The organism is Acinetobacter sp. NIPH 542, assembly GCF_000369825.1.
In the GTDB taxonomy this organism is placed as follows: domain Bacteria; phylum Pseudomonadota; class Gammaproteobacteria; order Pseudomonadales; family Moraxellaceae; genus Acinetobacter; species Acinetobacter oleivorans.
Genome location: NZ_KB850206.1, coordinates 1,492,822 through 1,505,587, shown reverse-complemented (window position 1 = coordinate 1,505,587; position 12,766 = coordinate 1,492,822). Strand labels below are relative to the sequence as shown.

The window sequence follows — 12,766 nt, the reverse complement described above, 5'->3', positions numbered from 1 at the left end:
AATTGAACATGGATAAAGAAGTTGATTTATTGGTTATTGGCGGTGGGGCAGCAGGCATGTCCGCAGCACTTTTTGCCAAGCTTAATGGATTAGATGTCTTACTTTGCGAAAAGGCTTCACAAGTAGGTGGCACTTCAGCAACATCAGGTGGAACGATTTGGGCACCAGGCTCACATTTAAGTGTTCAAGCAGGCGTTCCTGATGATATTGAGCAAGCTCGAATTTTTCTTAAATCTGTCGTTGGTGAACGTGGTGGTGAAGAACTTCGTGAAGCATTTCTAGCTTCATGTGCGGATATGGTCCGTGATTTAGATGAGAAAACTACAGTTAAGCTTAACGCTTGTTTAGCACACCCCGATTATGTGAAAAATCAACCAGGTGAAGCATTTGGTGGTCGTGCACTTGCACCTGCTGAGTTTGATGCAAGTGTTTTAGGTGCTGACTTTAAATATGTACGTCCCCCACGACCGGAATTTATGGGCTTAGGAGGCATGATGGTCAATCGTACTGAATTAAATGCATTGTTAAATCCTTTACAAAGCTTTCAGAACTTTATGACTACCTTAAAAGTTGTGATACCTTATTTTCTGTCACGTCTACGCTTTAATCGGGGTACACGGCTTGTTATGGGTAATGCTTTGGTAGGTAGCTTATTTTATAACCTTAAACAAAAACATGTTTCTGTTTGGTTTAATGCACCACTGCAAGAGCTACTGGTCGAAAAAGGCAAAGTTGTGGGAGCCAAAATTGAAACCGAACAAGGTGTTAAAGTTGTTCGTGCCAGAAAGGGGGTAGTTTTAGCCACTGGTGGTGTGGGATGGAATATAAAGTTACGCCAACAATTGTTCCCAAAAGGTTTAATCGCAGACTCACTTTCACCTTACTCAAACACGGGCGATGGGCTTGGTAAAGCTATGGAAAAAGGTGCAAAACTTGACCCATCTGTGGATAGCAGTGTGCTGTATTTCCCATGCTCCATCCATGTTCATGCCAACGGTTATAAAGCTATTTGGCCACACATTATTTTAGACCGGGCCAAACCAGGTGTAATAGCTGTCAATGACGATGGTAACCGCTTTGTCAATGAGTCAGATTCGTACCACGACTTTTGTATGGCTCAGCTTAAAACAAATCAAGGTAAACCAAAAATTCAGTCTTACCTGATTTGCGACCAAACTGCGATTCAAAAATATGGATTAGGTTTTGTTTTGCCTGGCGCAAAAAAACTCGATTACTACCTCAAAGCAAAATATTTATTCTCTGCAAATTCACTAGAAGAGCTTGCCCAAAAGGTTGGGATTAACGCTCAAGGATTGGTGAATACAGTTCAACGTTTTAATCACCTCGTTGAACAGGGTGTAGACATAGACTTTGGTAAAGGCAGTGGTGTGATGAATCGTTTTAATGGAGATCCTGAAGTCAAACCTAATCCATGCTTGGGCAAACTTGAGCAAGGTCCCTTTTACGCTTTACCTGTCATTCCAATGGACTGTGCGAGTAGTGGTGGATTAGCTGGCGATATTTATGGTCGAGTGCTTGATCAGAATAATCAGGTGATTACTGGACTATTTGCCTGCGGTAATGACCTATCTTCAATTTTTAAAGGAACATATCCAGGCCCAGGAACAACACTAGGGCCAGGGATGGTATTTGCTTGGCGAATTGCTCAATTTGCCGCAGGAAAACTAAATAAACAAGTGACTGAACAACCTACACAAATGACACAACCACGGAGAACCGCATGAAGCTTTATCAATTGATTAACATCACTATCAAAATGGGTACAACTGCGACTGTTGCAGCAGGTATTCAAAGTTTTTACCAAGATGAGGCAGCTAAAGGTAAGTTACTTGGAGTATTTTTCTCTGATATAGGCGAGCTCAACCAAGTTGTTGTATTACGCAGCTATGCTTCACAACAAGAATTAGATGATGAAAATACGCGTTTAGCAGCACAAGAAAACTTGTTTGGAGCATCTGAAAATATTATTAGATATTCAGTAGAAAATTTTGCTGGTTTTGATTTCTTACCAGAAGTTGAGGTGGGTGAATTTGGTCCTGTATATGAAATCCGCACTTATGAGTTGAAACATGGTGGTGTCCCTCATGTCCTTGAAGCATGGAAAAATGCAGTGCCAACTCGGACTCAATACTCAAAATTAACAATAGCGATGTATGCTCTTGATGGCACACCTCGTATTGTAAGTATTTGGCCATATGCGTCATTGAATGAGCGTTCGGAAGTTCGTGCTAAATCGGTTGCAGATGGTATTTGGCCACCAAAAGGTGGTCCACAATGGTTAACGCATGAAATGCGGTCAATGATTGCACTACCAACTTCAGTATCGCCACTGAAATAAAACTTTAGAACGAGTCTATTAACTTAATAGACTCGTTCTAAATAAATACAACTATATTATAGTATTTTAAATGAACTATATAATTTTTAATATTTAAAGGCTTACTTATTTTTTATCTAAAAAATTAATAAAAATATAGAAATTTAGTATGTTTACTTTAAATTTTATTAAATCTAATCATATTTAATTGGATAATTATAAAGATGAAAGAGTTTTTGAAACTTGTAGATTAATATAATCCTTTAAAGGCATTTCTGGGCTGATTATAAATAAAAACTATTATATGAAACAAAATAAGTATTGGCATTTAGATGGGGATTTTTCCATTCTTAAACCGTTTTATGTACACGTTCCAGTAGGTAGCTGTCTCGGAAAATACAAGGGATTTGTTGTGTCTAACTTTGCCTGAACTTCGTATTCCGTTTTTATACCTTCAGTAACGCAGTATACGTTCAATTTTGCAGTTTAAGGAAATATTGATGTCGAATTCTGCTGTTGTTGATTCAGTTGCTTTTGCCTTAAGACAAGCTGAACTATCACAAACTGCGATTATTCCTATTCGTACTGAGCTCGGTGGTGAACAGGCAAATATGGATATCGCTTATGCAGTACAGGAAATCAATACTGTACGTGCACTCTCGGAAGGGCGCCGTTTAGTAGGTCGAAAAATTGGCCTCACTTCTAAAGTGGTACAAGCCCAACTTGGCGTAGATCAACCTGACTTTGGGATGTTATTTGCTGATATGGCATATGGCGATGGTGAACTCATTCCAGCGGGTAAGTTGATTCAGCCAAAAGTTGAAGCTGAAATTGCGCTCGTACTCAAAAAGGATTTAACCCAAGCCCGACATACATATGCAGACATTATTAGTGCAACTGACTATGCCTTACCGGCTATTGAAATAGTCGATAGTCGCATTGAGAACTGGAAAATCTCATTGATTGACACGGTTGCTGACAATGCATCAAGTGCAGCTTTTGTGTTGGGCTCACGTCCAGTACAGCTTAATCAACTTGATTTAGTTAACTGCAAAATGACGATGACTCGTGGTAATGAGGTCGTTTCGCAAGGTGTTGGTAAAGCTTGTTTAGCTAATCCATTGAATGCAGCAGTTTGGTTAGCTGATGAAATGGTAAGACGCGGACGTCCATTACAAGCAGGAGATATTGTCCTGACTGGGGCATTGGGTCCAATGGTGGTGGCTCATCCTGGGGATGAGTTTAAAGTTGAAATTGAAGGCTTCAATTCGGTTGTTGCATGCTTTGCTGCTGAATAAAGGATAAGGAAATGAAAAAGATAAAATGTGCCTTAATTGGTCCAGGAAATATTGGAACAGATTTGCTGTATAAATTGCAGCGTAGTGAAGTTTTAGAGCCAGTATGGATGGTTGGAATTGATCCTACTTCTGAAGGCTTAGCTCGTGCTGCAACAATGGGTTTAAAAACCACGGCTGAAGGCGTTGATGGTTTATTATCTCACGTACTTGAAGATGATATCAAAATTGCTTTTGATGCAACTTCAGCATATGTACATGCAGAGAACAGTCGCAAGCTCAATGAGCTTGGGGTGTTAATGATTGATTTGACTCCTGCGGCAATTGGTCCATTTTGTGTGCCGCCAGTGAATTTGGAAGCTTTGTTAGATGCTGGTGAAGTACCCAATGTAAATATGGTGACCTGTGGTGGGCAAGCAACTATTCCAATGGTCGCGGCAATTTCACGGGTACAAACGGTTAGCTATGCTGAAATCATTGCAACGGTTTCGACTAAATCGGTTGGCCCAGGTACGCGTAAAAATATTGATGAATTTACCCGTACAACTGCTGGAGCAATTGAAAAAGTTGGTGGTGCCAAACAAGGTAAAGCCATCATTATTATTAACCCGGCTGAACCACCATTAATGATGCGTGACACAGTACATTGTTTAGTTGAAGGAGAGCCTGACCAAGTTGCAATTACGGAATCAGTCAATGCCATGATCAAAGAAGTCCAAAAATATGTTCCGGGCTACAAACTCGTGAATGGACCTGTATTTGATGGCAATCGTGTTTCTATGTTTCTTGAAGTAGAAGGTCTAGGTGATTATTTACCGAAATATGCAGGTAACCTTGACATTATGACTGCGGCAGCTGCACGTACTGCAGAAATGTTTGCAGAACGCGTTTTATCTAATCAAAAAGCTGAAGTTGTTTAAGGAGAAACCGTATGTCTAAGATTATTGTGCATGATATGACTTTACGTGATGGTATGCATCCACAACGTCATCAAACTACAGTTGAGCAAATGATTGCCATTTCAACCGCGTTAGACGAAGCGGGTGTGCCATTAATTGAAGTGACTCATGGTGATGGCTTAGGGGGGAGTTCCGTTAACTACGGTTTCGCTGCTGCAACAGATGAAGAATATTTATCTGCTGTTGTGCCACGCATGAAAAATGCCAAGGTGTCAGCGTTGTTATTGCCTGGCATTGGAACAGTTGACCATTTAAAAATGGCACATGAGATTGGTGTTTCAACCATTCGTGTTGCAACACACTGTACAGAAGCAGACGTGTCTGAACAGCATATTACTGCTGCACGAAAATTGGGAATGGACACAGTAGGCTTTCTAATGTTGGCACATATGGCATCGCCACAACATTTGCTAGAAGAAGCAAAAAAAATGGTGTCTTACGGTGCTAACTGTATTTATGTCACTGACTCTGCTGGGTACATGTTGCCACAAGATGTTACCGATCGGGTTGGGTTACTTCGCCAAGAACTTGATAGCAGTATTGAGTTAGGTTTCCATGGTCACCATAACTTGGGTATGGGCGTTGCCAATACTGTTGCTGCGGTTGACGCTGGCGCAATTCGGGTCGACTTGGCGGCAGCTGGTCTAGGAGCTGGAGCAGGCAATACACCACTTGAGTTATTTATTGCAGTTGCAAATCGTATGCAAATAGAAACAGGCGTAGACTTGTTTAAAGTACAGGATATTGCAGAAGATCTTGTGATTCCAATGATGCTAAATCCAATTCGTGCCGATCGTGATGCAGCAACGTTAGGTTATGCAGGTGTATATTCTTCTTTCTTGTTGTTTGCAAAACGTGCTGAAGCTAAATATGGTGTCTCTGCACGTGAAATTTTATTAGAGCTTGGTCGCCGTGGTACGGTTGGGGGGCAGGAGGATATGATTGAAGATCTTGCCTTGACCATGTCAAAAGCGAAAGTAATGAGCGCATAAGTTTTTTACAAATGAAAAAGAGCACTCCACGAGAGTGCTTTTTTACATCTAATGATTTGATCTAGATGAAATAACTTGGGTATAAGCGTTATTTTCTATAAATGGATGGACATCATTTTTGATTGGATGAGCTTCTATTTAAATAAAAAAACGATTAGAAAATTAAAAATAGCAAATTTAAATAAAGATATTTTAATAAAAAAAATATATATAACAAATGTTTATTCTGGTTTTAAGTAGATGATTAATCGTTTTTAGTGATCTGTTAAAAATCCTCATTACTGGAAAAGTAACCTTTTTTTAAAGCATTGAGTTTAAAAAGAAAAATATCTTAATACTCTAGTCGAATTTTTCATAAAAATAGAGTTGAGCATGATAGGGCTTGGTTTCATGGATTGATTGAAAGGAAGTACGCAATGCGTCGTCAAACGTTATGGATCGCAATGGCTTGCGCAATAGCAACAATAGGGGCTACTGGCACACATGCTGGTTTTGTTGAAGATAGTCAGGTTCAGCTTAAATTTAAAAACTTCTATTTAGATCGTCAGTATGATGACACCCCTGCAAAAAACTGGGGGAGTTGGTCGCAAGCTGTGACACTGGATGCAAAATCGGGCTATGCAGAGTTTGGGGCGTTACAACTCGGTGTTGATGTGTTAGCACAGTACGCTGTGCGTCTGGATGGCCGTGACCGTAATGCCGATTGGGTTCTGCCGTACAGTGGGATTTCTGGTACAGGCACAGGAAAACAAGAGCGCCAGTTTGGCAAAATAGGGGCAACTCTTAAAGCGAAAATCAGTCAAACTGAATTACGAATTGGTGAAATTTTACCTGTAACACCAGTAATTCATTTTGACCCATCACGTCAATTATTGACCACTTATAATGGGGTATGGCTGGAGTCAAAAGATCTTAAAAACACCAAATTAACGTTAGGTTATTTGGATAGTATCAATGCCCGTTATGAAAATCAGCCAATGGATTTTGGTCTATGGCCTAAAGCATTAAATAATGATGGTAAAACTGATGGGATGTATGTTGCGGGCATAGATTACCAATTAAATAAAAACTGGTCTGCAAGTTACTTTTATGGCGATGTGACGAATATCTATCGTCAAAATTACTTGGGTGTGAACTATAAAAACAATTATGACAAGTTAAAAGTCGATTCACACATACGTTTTTTCGACAATGCAGAGTCGGGAGATGCCTTGTATGGTGATATTGATAATCAGGCATTGTCTATAGGCTCAACCTTAACTTATGGCTCACACAGCGTAGGTTTATCTTATCAGCAAATGTTTGGTGACCATGGTAGTAACCCGAGTGCAGCAACTGGTGCACCATATTTCCCATCCCTCGCAGGTTGGGTACCTCAGCCTTATTTGGATAACTGGTCAGTTGCGAGCTTTATCCGTAAAGATGAGAAATCGGTGGGTGTGGCTTATAGCTATGATTTTAGTGATCTTGGCATTAAAGGTTTAAAAACCACTGCAAAATATTGGCATGGTTGGGGCATTGATTCAGCTTATGAATCAAGTGCATTAACAGGCAAAGGAAAAGAAGATGAATTCAACTTTATTCTGAATTACGTAGTGCCAGAAGGGAAGTTAAAAGGCTTGGGTTTTCAGTGGATGTATATCGATGTGAACTTCGACAATATTGCAGGCCAAGCAAGCGATTTGCAGGAACATCGTATTGCAACGACATACACCTATAAATTTTAAATACTTTTAAATATTTATTTAAATAACAAATGGTTATTAATATTTTTTTTGTATCACCTCATCGTAAACAAGTATCAGTTTAGGCGCTGTGAACAGGTAAAATGGGTGAGTAAAACATTTAAAATTTGGCCTACTAAAAGCAGCTTAATCTTGAGTTGAGCTGTATAAATTGTAAGAGGAATGACATGGGCACAGTACAAATCCCCGAATATAAAACAGATCCATTTTTTGGTTTGGAAGACAAATGGATTGAAACAGCAGCAGGCGAGCTTACTCATTATCATGAGCTTGGAGAAGGTACTCCAATTTTATTTTTACATGGTTCGGGTACTGGTGTTTCAGCAGCAGCAAACTGGTGGCTGAACTTACCACAAATTGCTGAGCAGGCACGCTGTATTGCTATTGATTCGATTGGTTATGGACAAACTGTTGTTGCAGAAGGGACCGCTTATGGCATCCGTGCATGGGTAGATCATGCAGTCCGTGTATTAGATGCTTTAGGAATTGAAAAAACCTGGTTAGTAGGTAATTCTTTAGGTGGTTGGTTAGCATTCCAGTTTATATTGGATTACCCAGAGCGTGTACTAGGTATTGTATCAATGGGAACGGGTGGTGCTAAACAGACGGCAGCACTTAAAGCACATGCTAATCCTGAATTGACAGAAGCTGGTATCCGTAAAACTTTAGAAATGTTTGTGGTCGATAAGTCTTTAGTTACAGATGAATTGGTTAAAGTTCGTTTTGACTCAGCAAAAAATGACTACGCTTCGGATCGATTGATGGATGTTGTTGGTGCACGAGACCGTGACCGTTTTGAGTTCCCGCTTGATTTTGAAAAGATGAAAGAGATTCAAGTTCCTGTACTACTCATTCATGGGGTGCAAGATGTAGTTATTCCTGTATCTCGTACATGGGATATTTTGAATATCGTACCTTATGCTGATGCTCATATTTTTAGTCAATGTGGTCATTGGTCGCAAGTTGAAAGAGCACAAGAATTTAACCAGATTATTAAACAATATTTAGCAGTACATGATGTTAAATAAAATATAAAAAATACAGGAAGGATAAATTATTATTCTTCCTGTATTTAAATTAAAAATTTTGGTTTTTTGCTGAGCCCTGTCATTTTATCTTAGACTTTTGTATTAAATAAGATAAGTTAGATCTGATTAATATTTAAGTAAAAAACTTTACTTAATAAATCCATGAATTCTTTAACCCCAGAAGATTCTGCATCTTTGCGATAGCTTACAAATAAATCTAAAAAAGGTAGATCGACATCAAGGGGTCTAGTGACAATATTATTTAAAGTGAGCGGCTCTATATAGCTAGGCAAGATCCCGCAACCTAATCCCATTCCTATTGAATTAATATTAAATAAAATATTATGAGCAGTTTGCACAATGTTAAATTTAATTTTATGAAGTTCAGCAAAATTAAGAATTGTATTATGTAAAATCGACGACTGTTCTGACGATGGGATAATAAAATCAATATTATTTAAAAGCTTCACCGGAATACGCTCGTACTGAGCAAGTGGGTGATCTCGAGGAAGCAATAGCATTAGAGGTTCACGTAATACAAACTGACTCTGAATCTCATCGTTATTTAAGTTATCTCTCATAAAGGCAATGTCAATTTCACCTTTCTTTAAGGCTTCCATTTGTTCGGTATTATTCATGCTCCGTAATTCAATTTTTAAGTTTGGATTTTGTATGCGTAAACTCGGAAGAACACACGGGAAAACTTTCATTTCTACTACTGGAACAAAACCAATGGTCAGTTGTTGTTTTTTAAATTTTGAAACTTGACGAGCCATAGCAATCGCTTTGTCCGCCTGAGCTAAAGTCAGACGGGCTTGTTCAAGAAATACACTACCTTCTTCAGTGAGTTCAACTTTACGTTTAGTGCGATGTAGTAATGTAACGCCAACCTCATCCTCAAGGTCTTTAATTTGTTGACTTAATGAGGGTTGAGCTGTGTAGAGGCGAAGTGCAGCTTTACTAAAGTTGAGTTCTTCAGCCACCATTACAAAGTAGCGTAAATGACGTAATTCCATATCAGTTGTGATCCCAAAATCCTATTATTAACGTTGGATAGTTAATAAAATATGCTAAATGCTTGAAAACCATAAATCCGTTTATAAAACCACTGATCAGTATCAGTCGAACTTAATTTTAATATTTAAAATCTATAATGAATAATTCATAAAAAGTCTAATTTGAAACAAATAAAATATTTCACTTAAAACAGTTAAAAAATCATTATCCATTCAAATTGAATTTTATGTTGTGCGTTTTTGGCGGCAGCAGGAGTGCTTCTCATGAATGGAAAAATTGAAGTGTGTGAAATCGATGCTTTAGTCGATGCACAAAATGGACGTATCTCGCCAACTATCTATACAGATCCACAATTATACGAACTAGAGTTAGAGCGTGTTTTTGGACGTTGTTGGTTATTTCTTTGTCACGAAAGCCAGATTCCAAAATCAGGCGACTTTTTCAATACGTATATGGGTGAGGACCCAATTATTGTTACGCATCAAAAAGATGGTTCGATTAAAGCATTATTAAATCAATGTCGTCACCGTTCTATGCGGGTTAGCTATGCTGACTGTGGTAATACGCGTGCGTTTACCTGCCCATATCATGGCTGGTCCTATGGGATTGACGGTTCTCTTAAAGATATTCCATTGGAAGGTATTGCTTTTCCACATGGGGCTTGTAAAGAACAATGGGGATTGCAAGAGGTTCCGCGTGTTGCAAGCTATAAAGGTTTGGTTTTTGGTTGTTGGGCAGATGATACACCCGAATTACTCGACTATATGGGTGATATTGCTTGGTATCTCGATGCAATGATTGACCGCCGTGAAGGTGGTTCGGAAGTCATTGGTGGCATTCATAAATGGGAAATTAACTGTAACTGGAAATTTGCAGCAGAACAGTTTGCTTCTGATCAATACCACGCGCCGTACTCGCATGCCTCTGCAGTACAAGTTTTAGGTGGTAAACCAAATGATGATGCTTCTAAAGCATTAGGAACAGCACAAACGGCACGTCCAGTTTGGGAAACAGCAGAAAGCTGTGTGCAATATGGTCAACGTGGTCATGGTTCAGGTTTCTTCCTGACTGAAAAACCAGATGCTAATTTCTGGGTTGATGGTCAAGTAGCAGATTACTTCCGTGAAACCTATGAAGAAACAAAAGAGCGTTTGGGCGACACACGTGCTTTACGCTTGGCTGGACATAACACCATGTTCCCAACTTTATCTTGGTTAAATGGTATGACGACGATGCGTATTTGGCATCCACGTGGACCAGATAAAACTGAAGTTTGGGCATTCTGTATCACGGACAAAGCAGCGCCGCAGCACATCAAAGAAGCGATGGAGTTGAATGCTTGCCGAGCATTTGGCCCAGCTGGTTTTGCTGAAGCAGACGATGGTGAAAACTGGATTGAGATCCAGAAAGTGTTACGTGGTTATAAAGCGCGAAAAAGCAAACTCATTATGGAAATGGGCCTTGGCAATGAAAAATACCGTGAAGATGGTATTCCTGGTATTACTAACCATGTTTTTTCTGAAACAGCTGCACGTGGCATGTATCGTCATTGGGCAAACCTGTTGATGCATGAAAAATGGGAAGACGTACAACGGGCAGATGAGGCTTATGAGCAAGAGCTTTTGAAAAAAGCGGCTAAAAAGGATGAGAAGGAGCTTGTGAAATGAACCAGATCATTGACTCATTAAAATCACAGCCAGTATGGCGTTCTATTGGATTGGAACTTCACCATGACATTAGTCAGTTTCTATATGCAGAAGCACAATTGTTAGATGACTGGAAATTCCGTGATTGGTTGGACATCTTAAGCGAAGATATTTTATATACGCTCAAAACGACGACAAATGCGCAAACACGTGATCGTCGTAAATGTATTGCACCACCATCAACATGGATTTATCACGACGACAAATTTGTATTAGAGCGTCGCGTAGCAAAATTAGAAACAGGAATGTCGTGGTCCGAAGAACCGCCATCACGTACTCGTCACTTGATTACTAATATTCGGGTCGAAGCAACTACGCAAGCAAATGAATATCAAGTTTTTAGTAATTATTTGCTTTATCGCTCGCAAAAAGAAAAAGACGTATTGACCTATGTTGGTAAACGAGTTGATTTGATTCGAAAAGATGATAGCAGTAGTTTAGGTTGGAAAATTGCTAAACGCGATATCACCCTCGATCAAGCGACTTTGATTTCTCACAATATTACGGTGTTTTTCTAATGAATAAGATTTTCGTTTGTCAGATTGATGAGTTGGATGAAGGCGAAGCGCTGAAAGTAGATTGTAATGTAGGTGATATTGCTGCACTTGCGGTGTTCAATTTCAATGGTGAGTTTTTTGCCATGAATGATAAATGCAGTCATGGTAATGCTTCTATGTCAGAAGGCTACCTAGAGGATGATGGCACGGTTGAATGTCCACTTCATGCATCACGTTTTTGTTTGAAAACTGGCGTACCACAATGTGTACCAGCAACTGATCCGATTCAGACATTCTCTGTCGTGATTGAAGATGGTGTACTTTATGTCGAAATGGCAGGAGCGTAATGATGGGCTGGCTAGAGGGTGAAGTTGCACTAATTACTGGTGGTGGTTCGGGACTAGGGCTTGCGTTGGTTGAGCGCTTTTTGCAAGAGGGTGCGCATGTTGGTGTGTTGCAACGGTCTCAATCAAAAATAGATGAATTGATTGCACGCTATGGTGACAAAATTGTTGCGATTAATGGAGATGTGGCGAGTTTTCAGGATAACGTTCGTGCTGTGCAGGCTACAGTAGAACGTTTTGGAAAACTGGACTGTTTTATTGGTAACGCTGGTATTTGGGATCATTATGCCGACATCGTTAACATGAGTGGCGAACAGTTAGATAAAGCCTTTGATGAAATCATGAGTATTAACACAAAAGGTTATCTACTTGGTGCAAAAGCAGCTTTAGATGAGTTACTCAAAACTGAAGGCTCAATGATTTTTACCTTATCTAACTCAGCGTTTTATTCATCTGGTGGTGGTCCAATTTATACCGCATCAAAACATGCTGGTGTAGGTTTAGTGCGTGAACTGGCCTATGAGCTGGCACCGAAAGTGCGTGTGAATGCAGTTGCTCCATCAGGCATGAATGTCAATGTGAAAGGTGCTGCATCTCTTGGGCAGGAAAATCTAGGATTACTTGATGCACGCGATCCGCAAAAAATTGGACAAGGCATGCCATTGAGATTCTTACCAGAACCAGAAGACATGACTGGTTCTTATGTATTGCTCGCATCACGTCAAAATAACCGACCATTATCTGGCGTTTTTATAAATGCTGACTGTGGTTTGGGTATTCGTGGCTTACGCCAAGCGAACGCTGGTTTTTTTGATGCTTAATTTTAATCCGATATTAATGGACTA

Annotated in this window: 12 protein-coding genes; 11 read left to right on the top strand and 1 reads right to left on the bottom strand. The window is 39.6% G+C overall.

Annotated elements, in window-relative coordinates; genetic code table 11:
• Positions 1-8: 8 nt before the first annotated feature.
• From F886_RS12520 to F886_RS12490, 7 genes are all read left to right on the top strand, one after another.
• Positions 9-1,745, top strand: coding sequence for an FAD-dependent oxidoreductase (locus tag F886_RS12520; protein ID WP_005305805.1), 1,737 nt, complete (start codon positions 9-11; stop codon positions 1,743-1,745).
• Entirely contained in the window at positions 1,742-2,359 is a 618-nt protein-coding gene (locus F886_RS12515) for an NIPSNAP family protein (RefSeq protein ID WP_005305802.1), read from the top strand. Before F886_RS12520 ends, F886_RS12515 begins: the two co-directional genes overlap by 4 nt.
• Before the next feature lie 479 nt (positions 2,360-2,838).
• Positions 2,839-3,636, top strand: a complete 798-nt coding sequence (locus tag F886_RS12510) for a fumarylacetoacetate hydrolase family protein (RefSeq protein ID WP_005305800.1) — start codon at positions 2,839-2,841, stop codon at positions 3,634-3,636.
• Positions 3,637-3,647: 11 nt separating this feature from the next.
• Entirely contained in the window at positions 3,648-4,553 is a 906-nt protein-coding gene (locus tag F886_RS12505; protein ID WP_005305798.1) for an acetaldehyde dehydrogenase (acetylating), read from the top strand.
• An 11-nt stretch (positions 4,554-4,564) separates the two neighbouring features.
• Positions 4,565-5,584 carry a 4-hydroxy-2-oxovalerate aldolase gene (gene dmpG / locus F886_RS12500; protein WP_005305792.1) on the top strand — a complete coding sequence of 340 codons (1,020 nt, stop codon included), beginning with the start codon at positions 4,565-4,567 and terminating at the stop codon, positions 5,582-5,584.
• Positions 5,585-6,000: 416 nt separating this feature from the next.
• Complete coding sequence (locus F886_RS12495; protein ID WP_005305790.1) at positions 6,001-7,311, top strand: OprD family outer membrane porin; 1,311 nt, start codon at positions 6,001-6,003, stop codon at positions 7,309-7,311.
• A 185-nt stretch (positions 7,312-7,496) separates the two neighbouring features.
• Positions 7,497-8,357 (top strand): alpha/beta fold hydrolase, encoded by an 861-nt coding sequence (locus F886_RS12490; RefSeq protein ID WP_005046825.1) that lies wholly within the window; start codon positions 7,497-7,499, stop codon positions 8,355-8,357.
• Between the two features lie 116 nt (positions 8,358-8,473).
• Here F886_RS12490 and hcaR read toward each other — a convergent pair whose 3' ends face one another.
• Positions 8,474-9,373, bottom strand: a complete 900-nt coding sequence (gene hcaR, locus F886_RS12485) for a DNA-binding transcriptional regulator HcaR (protein WP_005046827.1) — start codon at positions 9,371-9,373, stop codon at positions 8,474-8,476.
• Positions 9,374-9,637: 264 nt separating this feature from the next.
• Between hcaR and hcaE the strand changes: the two genes are divergently transcribed.
• The 4 genes from hcaE to hcaB are packed head-to-tail and all read left to right on the top strand — an operon-like array spanning position 9,638 to position 12,742.
• Entirely contained in the window at positions 9,638-11,041 is a 1,404-nt protein-coding gene (gene hcaE, locus F886_RS12480; protein WP_005305785.1) for a 3-phenylpropionate/cinnamic acid dioxygenase subunit alpha, read from the top strand.
• Positions 11,038-11,598: a 3-phenylpropionate/cinnamic acid dioxygenase subunit beta gene (gene hcaF, locus F886_RS12475; RefSeq protein WP_005305781.1), complete on the top strand. Its 561-nt coding sequence runs from the start codon at positions 11,038-11,040 to the stop codon at positions 11,596-11,598. Before hcaE ends, hcaF begins: the two co-directional genes overlap by 4 nt.
• On the top strand, positions 11,598-11,924 hold the full coding sequence (gene hcaC / locus F886_RS12470; RefSeq protein WP_005305778.1) for a 3-phenylpropionate/cinnamic acid dioxygenase ferredoxin subunit: 327 nt from the start codon (positions 11,598-11,600) through the stop codon (positions 11,922-11,924). The genes hcaF and hcaC overlap by 1 nt, the downstream gene beginning before the upstream one ends.
• Before the next feature lie 2 nt (positions 11,925-11,926).
• Positions 11,927-12,742: a 3-phenylpropionate-dihydrodiol/cinnamic acid-dihydrodiol dehydrogenase gene (gene hcaB, locus F886_RS12465; protein ID WP_005046831.1), complete on the top strand. Its 816-nt coding sequence runs from the start codon at positions 11,927-11,929 to the stop codon at positions 12,740-12,742.
• The last annotated feature ends 24 nt before the right edge of the window (positions 12,743-12,766 follow it).

Bases quoted from the DNA above. Each gene is read 5' to 3' on its own strand.
- F886_RS12520 (WP_005305805.1), top strand. From the start codon at position 9: ATGGATAAAGAAGTTGATTTATTGGTTATTGGCGGTGGGGCAGCAGGC.
- F886_RS12515 (WP_005305802.1), top strand. From the start codon at position 1,742: ATGAAGCTTTATCAATTGATTAACATCACTATCAAAATGGGTACAACT.
- F886_RS12510 (WP_005305800.1), top strand. From the start codon at position 2,839: ATGTCGAATTCTGCTGTTGTTGATTCAGTTGCTTTTGCCTTAAGACAA.
- F886_RS12505 (WP_005305798.1), top strand. From the start codon at position 3,648: ATGAAAAAGATAAAATGTGCCTTAATTGGTCCAGGAAATATTGGAACA.
- dmpG (WP_005305792.1), top strand. From the start codon at position 4,565: ATGTCTAAGATTATTGTGCATGATATGACTTTACGTGATGGTATGCAT.
- F886_RS12495 (WP_005305790.1), top strand. From the start codon at position 6,001: ATGCGTCGTCAAACGTTATGGATCGCAATGGCTTGCGCAATAGCAACA.
- F886_RS12490 (WP_005046825.1), top strand. From the start codon at position 7,497: ATGGGCACAGTACAAATCCCCGAATATAAAACAGATCCATTTTTTGGT.
- hcaR (WP_005046827.1), bottom strand. From the start codon at position 9,373: ATGGAATTACGTCATTTACGCTACTTTGTAATGGTGGCTGAAGAACTC.
- hcaE (WP_005305785.1), top strand. From the start codon at position 9,638: ATGAATGGAAAAATTGAAGTGTGTGAAATCGATGCTTTAGTCGATGCA.
- hcaF (WP_005305781.1), top strand. From the start codon at position 11,038: ATGAACCAGATCATTGACTCATTAAAATCACAGCCAGTATGGCGTTCT.
- hcaC (WP_005305778.1), top strand. From the start codon at position 11,598: ATGAATAAGATTTTCGTTTGTCAGATTGATGAGTTGGATGAAGGCGAA.
- hcaB (WP_005046831.1), top strand. From the start codon at position 11,927: ATGGGCTGGCTAGAGGGTGAAGTTGCACTAATTACTGGTGGTGGTTCG.